General features: G+C 50.2%; 11 protein-coding genes. 7 read left to right on the top strand and 4 right to left on the bottom strand.

Annotated features, from left to right (window positions below; all coding sequences use genetic code 11):
- Positions 1-8: 8 nt before the first annotated feature.
- The 4 genes from ACGHTT_RS01170 to ACGHTT_RS01155 all read left to right on the top strand — a co-directional run bounded on the left by ACGHTT_RS01170 (position 9) and on the right by ACGHTT_RS01155 (position 7,749).
- The gene (locus tag ACGHTT_RS01170; protein WP_390592999.1) at positions 9-2,423 is read left to right on the top strand and encodes a TIM-barrel domain-containing protein; all 2,415 of its coding nucleotides are present in this window, start codon (positions 9-11) and stop codon (positions 2,421-2,423) included.
- A gap of 14 nt (positions 2,424-2,437) precedes the next feature.
- A complete protein-coding gene (locus ACGHTT_RS01165; protein ID WP_390592998.1) occupies positions 2,438-4,351 on the top strand; it encodes an alpha-amylase family glycosyl hydrolase in 1,914 nt (637 codons plus the stop codon).
- 75 nt (positions 4,352-4,426) lie between these two features.
- Complete coding sequence (locus ACGHTT_RS01160; RefSeq protein ID WP_390592996.1) at positions 4,427-5,317, top strand: alpha/beta hydrolase; 891 nt, start codon at positions 4,427-4,429, stop codon at positions 5,315-5,317.
- Positions 5,318-5,739: 422 nt separating this feature from the next.
- Complete coding sequence (locus ACGHTT_RS01155) at positions 5,740-7,749, top strand: choice-of-anchor X domain-containing protein (protein ID WP_390592994.1); 2,010 nt, start codon at positions 5,740-5,742, stop codon at positions 7,747-7,749.
- Between the two features lie 55 nt (positions 7,750-7,804).
- Here ACGHTT_RS01155 and ACGHTT_RS01150 read toward each other — a convergent pair whose 3' ends face one another.
- Positions 7,805-8,236: a hypothetical protein gene (locus ACGHTT_RS01150; protein WP_390592992.1), complete on the bottom strand. Its 432-nt coding sequence runs from the start codon at positions 8,234-8,236 to the stop codon at positions 7,805-7,807.
- Positions 8,237-8,362: 126 nt separating this feature from the next.
- Between ACGHTT_RS01150 and ACGHTT_RS01145 the strand changes: the two genes are divergently transcribed.
- Positions 8,363-8,800: a hypothetical protein gene (locus ACGHTT_RS01145; RefSeq protein WP_390592991.1), complete on the top strand. Its 438-nt coding sequence runs from the start codon at positions 8,363-8,365 to the stop codon at positions 8,798-8,800.
- A gap of 121 nt (positions 8,801-8,921) precedes the next feature.
- On the opposite strand, the gene ACGHTT_RS01140 is transcribed toward ACGHTT_RS01145, so the two are convergent.
- Together ACGHTT_RS01140 and ACGHTT_RS01135 are read right to left on the bottom strand one after the other, a co-directional pair.
- A complete protein-coding gene (locus tag ACGHTT_RS01140) occupies positions 8,922-9,620 on the bottom strand; it encodes a hypothetical protein (protein ID WP_390592990.1) in 699 nt (232 codons plus the stop codon).
- Between the two features lie 157 nt (positions 9,621-9,777).
- Positions 9,778-10,989 carry a cation:proton antiporter gene (locus tag ACGHTT_RS01135; RefSeq protein ID WP_390592989.1) on the bottom strand — a complete coding sequence of 404 codons (1,212 nt, stop codon included), beginning with the start codon at positions 10,987-10,989 and terminating at the stop codon, positions 9,778-9,780.
- Between the two features lie 221 nt (positions 10,990-11,210).
- Between ACGHTT_RS01135 and ACGHTT_RS01130 the strand changes: the two genes are divergently transcribed.
- Both ACGHTT_RS01130 and megL read left to right on the top strand, forming a co-directional pair.
- Positions 11,211-11,702 (top strand): Lrp/AsnC family transcriptional regulator, encoded by a 492-nt coding sequence (locus tag ACGHTT_RS01130; protein ID WP_390592988.1) that lies wholly within the window; start codon positions 11,211-11,213, stop codon positions 11,700-11,702.
- Between the two features lie 39 nt (positions 11,703-11,741).
- Positions 11,742-12,947: a methionine gamma-lyase gene (gene megL, locus ACGHTT_RS01125; protein WP_390592987.1), complete on the top strand. Its 1,206-nt coding sequence runs from the start codon at positions 11,742-11,744 to the stop codon at positions 12,945-12,947.
- 29 nt (positions 12,948-12,976) lie between these two features.
- On the opposite strand, the gene ACGHTT_RS01120 is transcribed toward megL, so the two are convergent.
- Positions 12,977-14,125, bottom strand: coding sequence for a diguanylate cyclase (locus ACGHTT_RS01120; RefSeq protein ID WP_390592986.1), 1,149 nt, complete (start codon positions 14,123-14,125; stop codon positions 12,977-12,979).
- Between the last annotated feature and the right edge of the window lie 157 nt (positions 14,126-14,282).

Below are 14,282 nucleotides of genomic sequence, written 5' to 3'. Positions count from 1 at the left end.
AACATAATATGAATTTAGTAAAAGCCAAGGCAAGAACACAGCAGGTGCTGTTTGCGTTCGTCGGGCTAGCCTTTTCCGTTACCGCCAGCGCCGACTTCGGTAGTTACCAAAGCCATACACTAAAGGGCCAAACGCTCAATGTGCAAACCGATCAGGGTAATCTAGCCATTACCTTGCACAACCAACAAGCGATGGAAATTTCCTATCAGCCGGAACACATTAAACAACTACCTAGCTTTGCGTTAAGCCCAACGTCGACGCAGCCGACCACAGCAAATTTTTCAAGCACCAAAGATCAGTTGCACTTCGGTAGCGAACAGCTGACGGTTGTGGTTGACAAAAACCCTCTTACACTCAGCTATCAACGCCACGGCAAGCCACTTGTCAAAGAAGAGAGCGGCCTATTCGTTCAAGATGCGATAAGGGGGTTTCGTTTCTCCCTTGATGCAAACGAGAAAATTCTCGGTGGCGGTCAACGCGTGATGGGGATGGATAGACGCGGTCAGCGGATGCCACTTTACAACAAGGCTCACTATGGTTACGAGACAGAATCACAGCAGATGTACTTCGGCTTGCCGGCCGTGTTTTCAAGCAATAAATACATCATTGTGTTTGATAACAGCGCCACCGGCAATCTCGATATTGGCGCAACCGAAGCGTCTATTTTGCAGTTCGATGCCGTGGGTGGAAGAACAAGCTATTTAATTGTCAGTGGCGATAGCTACCCGCACCTCATTAACGGCTACACCCAGCTAACTGGGCGCCAACCTTTGCCGCCGCGCTGGGCCTTTGGTAATTTTGCCTCGCGCTTCGGTTACCGCAGCGAACAAGAAGTACGCGATACCGTTAGCAAATTTCGCGAGCAAGATTTCCCGTTAGATGCTCTGGTTCTGGATCTCTATTGGTTTGGAAAAGATATCAAAGGCCACATGGGCAACTTAGCTTGGGATAAAGACGCCTTTCCCACGCCGGTTAAAATGATTCAAGATTTAAAAACCGAGGGTGTTAACACCATTCTCATAACCGAGCCTTTTATTTTAACCAGTTCTACACGGTGGCAGGAAGCGAAAGACGCCGATGTACTTGCGACTAACGCAAACGGCGATGCAAAAACTTTTAATTTCTATTTCGGCAACACCGCACTGATCGACATTTTTCACCAACCTGCGCAGGCTTGGTTCTGGTCCATTTATCAAGAGCTGATGCTGCAAGGCGTAGCGGGCTGGTGGGGCGATTTAGGCGAACCCGAGGTACACCCTGACGACAGTATTCACCGACTGAAGGATCAGGTCGCGACGGGCAACGAAATTCACAACGCCTACGGTCACGAGTGGGCGAAAATGGTTTACGAAAATCAACGCCGACGTTTCCCCAGCACGCGCCCTATGGTAATGATGCGCTCTGGCTTTGCCGGCAGCCAACGCTACGGCTTTATTCCTTGGACCGGTGATGTATCTCGCTCTTGGGGCGGGCTTAAGCCACAGGTTGAACTCAGTTTACAAATGTCGCTACTCGGCCTCGGCTATACGCATTCCGATTTAGGCGGTTTTGCCGGCGGGGAAAAATTTGATAAGGAGCTTTATATTCGCTGGTTGCAATACGGTGTATTTCAGCCGGTGTTTCGCCCCCACGCGCAAGAGGAGATAGCACCGGAGCCGGTTTTTCACGATCAAGACACACAAGATATTTTGCGCCCTTTCATAAAATTGCGTTACCAAATGCTGCCTTACAATTACACGCTCGCCTTTGAAAACAGCCAAACCGGTATGCCGTTGATGCGACCATTATTTTTTGAAGACGAAGATAATTTGGCGCTTATGGACAACAGCGCAAGCTACTTGTGGGGCGATGCGTTTCTGGTAACCCCAATTACTAGCCCAGGCTTAACCGACGTTAGGGTAAACCTACCAAAAGGCGTGTGGTTTGATTTCTTCACCGGTGCACGACACCTCGGCGGAAAAACCATCTCTCAAGCCACACAGAGAGACAGCCTGCCGGTGCTAGTACGGGCCGGAAGCATTGTGCCAATGGTTGCCGCCGTGCAATCCACACAAGACTACAGTAGCCATGAGTTAGATTTGCATCTCTACATGGATAAAACCGTGAAACAATGCTTCGGTAAGATGTACGAAGACGATGGCAAAGACCCTCAAGCGCTTGAGCTGGGGCGCTACGAACTGCTGGAATTTGCCGCACACCAACGCCGCACCAGAACCGATATAGTCCTCAAGCGTGTGCATAGTTATGCCAAGGCAGAGACTGAACGGCAGATAAATATCATCCTACACAATCAGCTAAAGAAGCCGCGCAACGTTCGACTGGGCGACAAGGCCATCGATTTCAAATTCGACCCCGAACAGCAACGTTTAACCCTATCGTTAACATGGACTCACGTCGACACGACTGTGTCTGTTCAATATTGATGTGGAGTTCAGAATTGAAAACATTAAAAAAGATTGTTGCCCACTTTTCACTGGCGGGTCTAGTCGCAAGCGCCGCGTTGCTCGGCTGCGGCGAAAAGCAGCAAGATACAGCCGTACCTGAATCACGACCTCAGCAGCAAACACCCAGCGCCAAGCAAAAAGCTGTGGTCTATCAGGTATTTACTCGGTTGTATGGCAATACAAACACCACCAACAAAGCTTGGGGCAGCCTAGAGGAAAATGGTGTTGGCAAATTTGCAGATTTCACCGATACAGCGCTAGCCGATATCAAGTCGCTCGGCACCACGCATCTCTGGTTAACGGGTGTGCCGCACCACGCACTCGTGCGTGACTACACGGCCTATGGCATTAGCAATGACGATCCTGACGTCGTCAAGGGCCGCGCCGGCTCACCTTACGCGGTTAAAGATTATTACAATGTAAACCCAGACCTCGCCTTAGATCCAAATAAAAGACTGGAGGAATTTGACCAACTACTTCAGCGCGCGCACAAACACGACTTGAAAGTTATTATCGATATCGTGCCGAACCACGTGGCTAGAAATTACCAAAGCATTTCGAAACCGAGCAATGCTATGGATTTTGGTGCAACAGACGACACCTCAGTCACTTACGCACGCAACAATGATTTTTATTACGTGGTCGGCGAAGCTTTTCAGGTACCTCTTGCCACCGATGGGTATAAGCCCCTAAACGGCGAAGCACATCCATTGAGCGACGGAAAATTCAACGAAACACCGGCCAAGTGGACAGGCAATGGCTCACGCCTAGCGCAACCCGACATTAACGATTGGTATGAAACCGTGAAAGTTAACTACGGTGTCAAACCCGACGGCAGTGAAGACTTCCCAGCGCTGCCCGAGCATTTGCGCAATACGCCTTGGACTTTACACGCGCGCTTTTGGCAAGACAAAGACGTGCCAAAAAGTTGGCGTAAGTTTCGCGATATAAGCCAATTTTGGCTGGCCCGTGGCGTTGACGGCTTCCGCTACGACATGGCGGAGATGGTGCCCGTTGCATTTTGGAGTTATCTAAATTCCTCGATTAAGCAAACCAACCCTAACGCTTTTATTTTAGCGGAAGTTTACAACCCGAAAGAATACCGCAACTATATTCAACTCGGTTTGATGGATTACCTGTACGACAAAGTCGAACTCTACGACACCTTGAAATGGATTATCCAAGGTAAAGCCAACACCGACGACCTAGTGGCCATTCAAGACGGCATGGCTGATATTGAACATCACATGTTGCATTTTTTGGAAAATCACGACGAGCAGCGCATTGCCAGTCCAGACTTCGCTGGCGACCCTGAGCTCGCAAAACCTGCCATGGTCATCTCCGCCACCATTAGCACCAGCCCCACCATGCTCTACTTTGGTCAAGAGGTGGGCGAACCAGGTGCTGAAGATGCCGGCTTTGGCAAAGCAACACGCACCAGTATTTTTGATTACATAGGTGTACCTCATCATCAACGCTGGATGAACAATGGCGCGTTTGATGGCGGTCAATCGAGCGCCGAGGAAAAAGCCCTGCGCGCTTGGTACAGCAAATTACTCAACCTGACATTAAGTCAACCCGCTTTTACCGGAAAGTACGCGCAAACCCATCGTTATAGCCGAGCGCATAGCGAAAATTATCCAGAGAAGTTGTTCAGCTTCGCGCGCTGGAATGATCAACAAACAATCTTGGTAGTGAGTAATTTCGCCAACACCCCCGCAAAAGATGTGCAGATCAGCATTGCGCCAGACATCGTGGCACAGTGGCAGTTAAAGGATGGCGACTACACCGCAAGTGATTTGCTATCTGACAATCATTGGGTGATTCAAGTGGACGGTGGGAGTGCCACTGCCAAGCTAGACTTAACAGCAGTAGGCTCGGCCATTCTGCATATTGAAACCCATTAGTTAATTGAACTGTAACAACACGCCACCGAGCCATGGTGGCGTGTTATTACGCTACGCGGGCATCGAGACTCAGCCATGAAATCCACGTCGTTACTATTGAGCTTTATCCTCGGCTTTGCGGTGTCCAGCGCGATCGCTTATTACGCGTGGACTCACCAACCCTCAAGCCCGCAGGCGACAACGGCAGCGCGTAATGTGCATATTCAAACGCCTATGCCGATGACCAAACTTATGCGCGATCGTCAGTTGCGCATTTATCTTCCGCCTGACTACGAACATTCGACACAACGCTATCCCGTTGTTTACATGCACGATGGGCAGAATTTATTTGACACCGCCAGCGCCTATGCCGGTGAATGGGGCATCGATGAATCGCTAAACAGCCTCGCGCTCACCCACGGTCTTAACCTCATTGTGGTGGGCATCGACAACGGCGGCGATAAGCGCATGACGGAACTAAACCCCTTCAATCACGAGCGCTTCGGGGCCGGCGAAGGCGATGCCTATTTGGATTTTATTGTCGAACAAGTAAAGCCGTGGGTCGACGACAACTACCGCAGCCTAAGTTCGCGCGAATACACCGCGATTATGGGTAGTTCTATGGGCGGATTAATTTCCCATTACGCCGCCATTCGGCACGCCGATGTGTTTAGTAAAATTGGGGTTTTCTCACCCGCCTATTGGACAGCGCCGGCCTTTTCTGACTTGGTGCTAGTACACCCCGTAAAACTGCCACAACGACTCTTCCTGTTAATGGGTGAAGCCGAGGGCGGCTCAATGATGACAGATTTTGACGCGATGAAAGACACCTTGATCGCAGCTCGCGCGGCGCAACCGGCGCTTGCGTCAATTGCCATCTCCGTTCCTCATGCGCAACACAACGAATTGTTTTGGCGCAGCCAGTTTGTACCGGCCATTCTCTGGTTATTCGATCAACCAACGACCGACGTGCAAGCCTTACCTTAAATTATGAGATTGTTATCACCCACATAAACTCGCTATAAGCGTAAAGCCCCTTATTAGGATTAACGTTAATGAGATGAGGTGAGCAGGAAATTCTCAACCGGCGATAAAGCTGACTAGTCAGTCCGTACTAATTTTGTGCGCTGCGCAAAAGTCCTGTATTTATCAGCCTTTGCGGGACTTTTTTTGACTTTACATTATCGTCTCTTGCACTTTTCACGGCTTTTTTCTCAGCCCATTGGACAGGCGCACTAACGCCAACCAATATTGCGCTTGAACTCAGTTTTGATTTGATTATGAAGCCCCTTTCGCGCAGCCGCCTGAGCGACTGCGTGAAAGGGGCTATCTGTTGTACATCAAGAGGTACATTTACTGCTTCAGCTTTTTTCTGACATAAAAATAGCAAAACCAGAGGAATGATGAAAATGAAACGTTTAACACCTTACCTGATTTTTTCGCTACTCCCGCTCGTCGGTCTTAGCACGTTTTGTCACGCAGACGCCTATAAGCATTTGGCTGCAGAGCCTAGCCAAGCCAGCGCTCAACGGCTGGCCGACCCTAAAGATTTGGGCGTGTTTAGCCACACGGCATTGATCCCGCTCTCGGCCCAACAGCAAGAACAGAGCTTTGTGATCGACAACCTAGACGCTAGCCCAGTGGCATTAATTGGCCCCGATACGGATCAATTGCGCCTGAGTTTGATCGACCCAGATGGTCAACAGCAATTGCACGAAGCCATCACCGAACCGTCTTCCATCGCTACGCGCGACCTACAAATAGGCAGCGAAAGTTTTCCGGCCAAACAATTTGAGTTGCGCGCCAACAAGCCTGGGCGCTGGAAGCTCAAGTGGGCGGATACCGCTGGCACCAAAGCAGAGGATGCTCAAACGAAACGCTATCTCATGGTAAAGGGCGATCCAAACGTTAAGCTTTATAGCTATCGAGACAATGTGCAAACGACCTTAGGTAGCCAAGTTAACCTTGTGGCTTACATGGTAGCGGCGCAAGGTAAACGCGGGCAGCGCACCAAGCTCCTAAATACACAAGCCTTTACCGGCAATATCGAGCAAGCCCAAGTGCTCATCACTCAGCCCGACGGCCAGTCTATGACCATCGAGCTGCACGATGATGGCCGTAATGGCGACGCCACGGCGGGTGATGGTCAATACAGTGCCACTTTGCCAACGCAACTCGTAGGCGTGTATACCCAGGAACTGCAGGTGACAGGCACCAGACCCGACGGCTTAGCCTTCAGCCGCACAGTCACCGATCTCTACCCGGTAATAGAGCAAAGTTTTGCCATCGCAAACGCTCAAGCCACGCTGGTTCAGGGCGCTGACACAGCCGAGGTACGAGTGCCAGTGCGCATCAACGGCAAGGACAAAAACGTATTTGTGGGTGCCGAAGTTTGGGGCACTAATGCCCAAGGTAAACGAGAAATGGCCACTTGGGTTGGCGGCATCGCGACAGTAAACTCAGACGCCGACCAAGCCTACCTCTCGCTCTACTTGGATAGCCAATGGCTCAGTCAAAATAACCTGCGCGCACCCTACCAGCTACGCGCGATACGGCTACAAAATGTCGACAACCACACGCCTATGGATCAACGCTCGAGAATGTCCACCGCGTTACAAACCGAGCTTGCTCCGATGCTCGCAAACAGCCGAGTTGCCAACACTGGCGTTCGCACCGATAGCCAGGGCGACAAGCGTGTGCGCATCGTCGGCGATAGTGCAGCGAACCTGAAGACGTCGAGCAATTTAGTGCAGACAGCTGCGACAGGCAGCACGCTCATGCTGGTACACGGTTATTGCTCTAACGGTGGTTGGAACACAAACCATTTCACTAATGCGGTGGAGTTTAAAGACTATAACGCCAATCGTTCGCACGATGCTTTTGCGAAAAAAATTCGCGACGCCGGAGCCGGCTATTCGTCGTTTGGTGTCGTGGCGCATAGCCAGGGCGGCGCAGCGGCTCTACATCTCTACGCTAAATATGTCAGCGGTTTAGATAACGCCAGCGGCGGCCGCTTGATTCAATCGGTGGGCACTCCCTACCAAGGCACAGCGCTGGCTGGCAACCTCGCTGTATTAGGGCAGATTTTTGGTGCTGGCTGTGGAAAAAACACCGACCTAACGTACAGTGGTGCGTCCAACTGGTTATCGACCATTCCAACTTGGGCGAGAAACCAAGTGGACTACTACACCACGTCGTTTAAAACCCGCTGGTGGGCATATGACTACTGCCACCTAGCGACGGATTTATTACTCGACGACCCTGAAGATGGCACCACGGAAAAATGGTCAGGTCAACTTTCGGGCGCGGTGAATAAGGGTCATAAAACCGGTTGGTGTCACACCTCCGGCATGCGCGACCCAGCGCAAACCGGCGACACAAGCCGCAACTCGTCGATGAACTCACGAGCCGCGCGCTAAACCCTGCTAAGTCAACACGGCAAGACTCCGTTGCCGTGTTGTACCGGCCTCTATCTCAATCACCGTCATCATGTTTGTTTTCATTTTCTACATCAATGTGATGCTTGGCAGATCGATAGATGACAAAACTCATCGCCAAGGTGTAGACCAGCAAGAGATCTCGCCCGAAAAAAAACGGCCCCTCAATGGTCAACACCCGTGTTAATCCAAACAACAAGGTGGCAATGAAAAGCAATTCCGCCGTTTTTTGCAGCGCCTCACCCAAAAACGCGATAATGAAGATCAACACGGCTTGCAAAAATATTGTATTAATGGAAGCTTGCATGACCGCTTGTGCTGTCGCATCCTCGCTATAGATAAGCCCCCACAACAACGGCGAACTGATAGCGAAGGCGAGAATAACCGCTAATGCTCGAACATCCAGAAAAATTAGGAAACCAGCGCCACCCGTGTGCACCTGACCGCCAAAGCGCTTGAAACCTTCCATAGACATGAACCTTGTTTGCTGGACAAACCCTGAGGATAACCCCTTTTCGTCTTGCAAGCATGGAGTAGGAACGCTAATGTTGAGCAAAATCTACGTAGATTAAAAAACAACGTTAAAGGTGCCACTATGGACACAATCAACCATCATAAAACGCCGCTTTGGTTTTGGTGCATTGGCGCTATAGCCTTGTTATGGAATTTAGCCGGCTTGGCGGCTTTTTTTATGCACCTGACAATGACGCCGGACATGCTCGCGCAACTACCTGAAGCTCATCAGGCTCTATACACTCAAGCGCCAGACTGGTTAAACGTAGCCTTTGGCATTGCCGTTGTAGGCGGTACCCTGGCATCCATCATGTTGTTACTTAAAAATATCTTCGCGGTTATTCTTTACAGTTTGTCGCTGCTCGGCGTTCTAGCACAAAACAGTTATAGCTTTTTCATGAGTGATACATTTACCGTGCTCGGCAACGAGGCAATGATTATGCCTATTCTCGTTATTGTAATCTCACTGTTTCTCATGTGGTATTCATTACAATTGAAATGCATCGGCCTGCTTCGCTAAAGCCAGAATTGCCCACACCTCTTAGGTGAAGATGAAAATGAAGGTGAAGACGAAGGTTAACAATCGTTCAAACATAACATTCAGAATATGCTTCTCGATCAAGAACGTTACTCCTGCTCGACTAAGGCGGCGGTGATTGTTGCAATTTCGATCGATAATATTCACACAGTATTGGAGACATATCGGCAGAGTCTTGGCCGCAAACCTGGTCTAAATTAGCGTTTATTGTCGACGCCAATTTAGGCACCAATGCATGATGTTTTTTGTTTACGACGACGAACATTTCAGCACCCATTAACGTTCCAGCACGCCGCACTGTGACCGATCGGCGCCGCTCTGCCGCTTCGATTGCACCGGCAATTTTCATGTCTGCGTGAATGAAGGCATCAATACGCCGCGCAGCCAACATCTCCACACCGCTTTTGACATCGGCGACAACAACCAGTTGATTATCTGGCACCAGCGCGGAGAGCTTTCGCTCAACAATCCAAACACCGCGCTCAAACCCGACCAAACCGCCGCGACTTACAATGTCGGAAAAGCTTGGATAACCCTTGCCCTCGCTCAGCACCCAAACATCGAAAGTAATTGAAATCAGCGGCGTATTCACTAGTGCGATATTTGGATAAGGGCCTCGCTCTACCAGCTCCTTGATACGGAGGCAATTGCCGTCAGCGTGCCCGCGATCCACATCGGTAATGGAGCGCTGCACCGGCATAGGTTGCATTCTGAAAGGGATACCTAGCTGCCCAAATGAGGCGCTGAATAGTTGCTCAAGCTCCACATACAGAGGTGCCTCAGGGTCAAACTGGCAGGTCATTACAAAAACATCTGAGGCAGCAGAAAGCCTTTCCTGCCCAGCCAACAAGCAAACTAAACTTAGACAACAAGATTTTAGTAAACGCACGGGCAACTCAAACTCGGATAATGGCTTCTAGCTAAGTATTAGAAACCTATGAATGAGCTGTAGTTATAGCTCACTCAGACGAATCGCGCTCATGTGGAAAGCGAGCCAGCAAGCCTGTCACCCGTGGAATGGTTAACATGGTGCTTCCAATAGCCATCAGTAAAAGCGCGGTAAAGGTGTCGGCCGTGATAATGGATTTATCGAGCAAGACGTTCGCGAAAATAATCATGATCAACGCCTTAGTCTGAAGCAACCAGCCGATAATAGATGCATCGCCCTTCTGCCAACCCAATATCCAGCCTGCGAGTTTAACGCCTAGGAGCTTGCCCCACACAGCGGCGACAAGCAGTATGGCCGCGGCGGCGAACACAACCCAGCCACCGAGCTGCCATTGGGTTTTTAAACCCGTGCTTAAAAAGAATACCGGCATAAAGGCCAGTAGCACCCAATGGCGCATCTCGTCGAGCGCTTTCTCACCCAACCATTCCACGTCCAATACCACACCGGCAAGGAACGCCCCCACCATAAAGTGTAGGCCTGCCCAATCGGCAATTAAGGCGACAGCGGCCAACCAAATAAAGGCGAGATACCAACGGTCCATCACCGGCACGCGGCACATCAAGCGCCGAATGAAATAGCTCGCCGGCATAAACATCACTAAGAAGAGTACTTGCCGCCCCAACCTATCCCAATCCAAAAGGATAAGCGCCAACACAGCCCAAATAGCAATATCATCTAAACTCGCGTAGCGCAAAATTCGCTGCCCTAGCGGGCTCCGAAGAATGGCCAACTTCTCCATAAACAACATCAATATCGGCAACGCCGTCACAGCGCAAGCCATACCCACACCCAACACGAACTGCCAGCGATTGCCGCTAGTGCCTAGCCAATAGTCGCCCATCTGCAACATCAACAACGCTGCAATTGCGCCAAAGAAAAAAGGTACTGACAGTGCCAAGCCGCCGGTAATAAAGCTTTCTCGGCGATGTTGCCAAGCCTGCTTAAGATCCAACTCAACCCCGGCAATCCAAACAAATAACATCACGGCCCACCACGCAAGGCCGTTTAGCGTTTGAATAACAGCACCACTAAAAACGCTTTGATAGAAGGCAGGCAGCCAATGACCCAGTAAACCCGGCCCTAACAGAATGCCGCAAATAATCTGAACCACCACCAAAGGCGCCCAATAATCCGTGCGACCCAATCGCCACAACGCGTAGGGCAAGCCAAAGATTAACAACATAGCAATGAGGAAAAGTTCGGTGACAGTAAGCTGAGACATGGGAAAGCCTGTGGTTTAGACGCGGCCGATTCTGGCATAACTCAGCTAAGGCAAAAAGCTGCTTTCAGCAATAGAGTGCCGCTCGGGCCGGCGAATATCTGGATTGCCATCAGAGAGCCAAACAAAATTATATTCTGTCACTGCATGCACAGCGTCACCTTACAGAATATAATTCGTATTAATTGACTTTGTGCTTACTTTAAATCTATGGCGTAACTGAAATGATAAACTATGTTCCATCGAGCAATGCTTTAGACAGAACGGATTTAGCGATTCTCAAGACCCTTCAACAGCAGGGCCGAATCAGTAACGTCGAGCTGGCAGAACAGGTGCACCTTTCGCCCCCAGCAACGCTGGCGCGAGTGCGGCGCTTAGAACAAGACGGCTATATCGAAGGCTATACCGCGCTGTTGAGCCGAGAGAAGTTAGGCCACGACAATTTAGCGCTGATAGAAATCGCGCTTGAGCTGCACCAGCACGAGCGCATCGCCGAAATTCTGTCGCAATTGGTGGGCATGCCGGAGGTGATGGAGTGCTACCACGTGACCGGCGAATACGACTACATGCTGAAGGTGTCGGTGGCCAACACCAAAGCGCTGGACGGATTTATATCAAAGCGCTTGATACCGCTTCCAGGTATAGCGCGCATACACACCAGCATTGTGCTGAAAGAATTGAAGGCAACCACGCATCTGCAATTGCCTGACCATTAATAGGCCGCCACAGAGCGGCGCCAACGAGAGAGCGACGCCATGTGGACATCCAAACATATAGAAACCAACACCATTCACGGTGGCAAAACCAGCCAAGGTGAATTCGGCCCCTTGTCCACCCCCATTTATCAAACCTCGACCTTCGTGTTCGATACGGTCGAGCAAGGTGCGGAGCGTTTCGCCGGTGAGGCGCAGGGCCATATTTATTCGCGCTTAGGCAACCCCACCGTGGATGAACTGGAAGCCCGCATGGCCTTACTCGAAGGCACAGAAGCCGCCGCCGCGTTTGGTTCTGGCATGGGTGCGGTATCCGCTGCCGTACTCGGGCTGCTCAAGCAAGGCGATCACTTAGTCACATCACACCGCTTGTACGGCTGCACCTTTGCCCTGTTTAATCATCAACTCCCCGCCTTCGGCATCGATGTGAGTTTTGTCGATCTCAGCGATGAAAGCGCGGTACGTGCCGCCATCAGGCCCAACACAAAAGTGATCTATGGCGAGACCCCCATCAACCCCTGTTTATCCGTTATTGATTTAGACCTTATCGCCATCATTGCCAAATCGGCCAACATCACCACCATCATCGACAACACGTTTATGTCGCCGGTGCTGCAACAACCAGCTAAGCACGGTATTGATATTATTTTGCACTCAGCCACTAAGTTTTTAAATGGCCACGGCGACGTTGTAGCCGGCATCTTATGTGGCAAGAAAGACATTATCGATCAAATCAAAATGACCACGCGCAAAGACATGGGCGCCATCATTAGCCCACACGATGCGTGGTTAATTATCCGCGGTTTAAAGACATTGCATTTACGGGTCGAGCGGCACAATCAAAATACCCAAACGGTGGCGGAGTATTTACAAAGCCACCCGATGATTAAAAAAGTCGATTATCCTGGGCTAGCCAGTCACCCAGGCTATAAATTACTGGGCAAACAAATGCACGGCGGCGGTGGCGTACTCGCCTTCGAACTCAACGGCAGTTTCGATCAAGCAGTGGTATTTATGAACCAATTGCAAATGTGTAAGCGCGCCGTCAGTTTGGGCGATGCCGAAACCCTGATACAACATCCGGCCTCTATGACCCACTCAACTTATGAGCCTGAGGAACTCGCAGCCGCCGGCATTCCACAAACATTGGTGCGTTTGGCTGCGGGCTTGGAACATGTAGACGATATTATCGCCGACATAGAACAGGCATTAACCTGTGCAAAAAATCATTCGAAAAGTGCGGCTTAACAGCACTCTTCATTAGGGTGAAATATAGATTATTTCTCCACACCCGGTTTTCCTGCACGTAAAGCAGACGAAGCAACCGAGCTAACCACTCGGTTGCGACCCTGTTCTTTAGCTAAATACAAAGCTTCATCCGCATACTTAAATAGCCGCTCAGGCAAGCCAGCGTCAAAGCTGCTTAACCTAACGGAAACCAAGCCGATACTGATCGTAATGTGCGTCTGGATATCTCTATATCTGACATCCATTTTCTCAATGCTTGCGCGAATTCTTTCGGCCACTAATTGCGCGCCTTGCAAATCAGTGCCAGCCAAAATAATACTAAACTCCTCACCACCGTAACGAGCGCAAATATCAGTCGCGCGAGGTAAGTTACTGGTTAATACATTCGCAATTTGCCGTAAACATTCATCGCCGAAGTCATGGCCATATTTATCATTGATAGCTTTGAAAAAATCACAATCCAAGACCAGAACCGATAAATGCACGTGATCGCGCGACGACAAGTGACACAACTCTGTTAACTTTTCATCAAAGTAGCGCCGATTGTTCAAGGTGGTCAGCGCATCTGTTCGGCTTTGTAACTCTAAGGTGCGCTCGTTATTTAGGGAAACCCAATACTCTGCATTTTGCTGCCTCACCAAATTCCACATGTAAAACAAATAGGTGGCGATGAAACCACCTTCCACCCATAGATTTTGCGACCAAAGCGCGACCAATATTCCCGGCAACAAGAACACAATGGCATAAGCGTAAGCCAAGTTTCGACGCGGCGAGAAACTATTGACGCCACCCGCCACTATCCCAGCACCCGAAAACGCCATCAATAGGCTAAACTGTCCATTGCCAGAAAGCAGCGAAAGAGCAAACATCGAACCATAAATTCCACTGTGCGCGACCACACCAGCCCAGAACACAACTTGCCAAGCACTGCGCTTCTCCGTCCTTAGGCGCTTTAGGTGTAAAACGTTAAATAAACGAACAATCGAGATACCGCTCAATGCGGCGATCACGCTCCAACTCAATTCAGGGTGGGCATGATGAAAGCCGGAACTGGCGGCAATAACAGCCCAAAAAATTGGATAGACAAAAATGCCCGGCGTCGCTCGCTTAACGATGTCGCGCCATACTCGCAACCAAGGGTCTGAGCCTTCAACCTGAATAGAGGGTTCTGTTGCCATTAAAAGTAAACGTCCCTTGCTGATGTTCACTAAGTCAGAGAAAAACCAGTAGCTAACTGAATCATTGTAGATGAGTCAGTGCATATTGAGACATTAACTTGGGCTCCGCGTCCATTAACCTCGCGTGGCGCAAAACCGACCCTATAGCGCCTCGACC

This window comes from Simiduia litorea, from assembly GCF_042853465.1.
Classification (GTDB): Bacteria; Pseudomonadota; Gammaproteobacteria; order Pseudomonadales; family Cellvibrionaceae; genus Simiduia; species Simiduia litorea.
Note: the sequence above shows the minus strand (reverse complement) of the source record. Positions and strands in the feature narration are given on the sequence as shown.